General features: G+C 64.7%; 1 pseudogene. It reads right to left on the bottom strand.

Annotated elements, in window-relative coordinates:
• Window positions 1-323, bottom strand: a pseudogene (locus G3I74_RS00070) (IS91 family transposase); the annotation flags it as partial.

Genomic DNA, 323 nt, shown 5'->3' with positions numbered 1-323 from the left:
ACGGGAGGACGGCAGATGTATCGGCACAGCCGCTCGAGTTTGTCGCGCTGGCTGGCTTTGACCGCCACACCGGCGTGCAGGGAGAAGCCCGCCACATTGCCAGGACCGCCAGTTGCCCAGTCCTGCTTATCGAAAGTCGGCAGAGTCTGGAGGGTGAATACCTTGCGGCCGCGGTGTGGACCGACGGCAATGCGGTAGGTGATGGAGTGGCCGACCAGGTCGGTCATCGGGTCCTCTTCGTCCAGCACACCGCTAAAGTCAAGCTGCTCGGTGTCGCGCTCCAGTAAGCCTTCGCGTTCCAGCATCCGCCCCACCCGGCGGGC

Source organism: Wenzhouxiangella limi, assembly GCF_010499265.1.
GTDB classification, from domain to species: Bacteria; Pseudomonadota; Gammaproteobacteria; order Xanthomonadales; family Wenzhouxiangellaceae; genus Wenzhouxiangella; species Wenzhouxiangella limi.
This window is presented reverse-complemented; position numbering and strand designations above follow the sequence as displayed.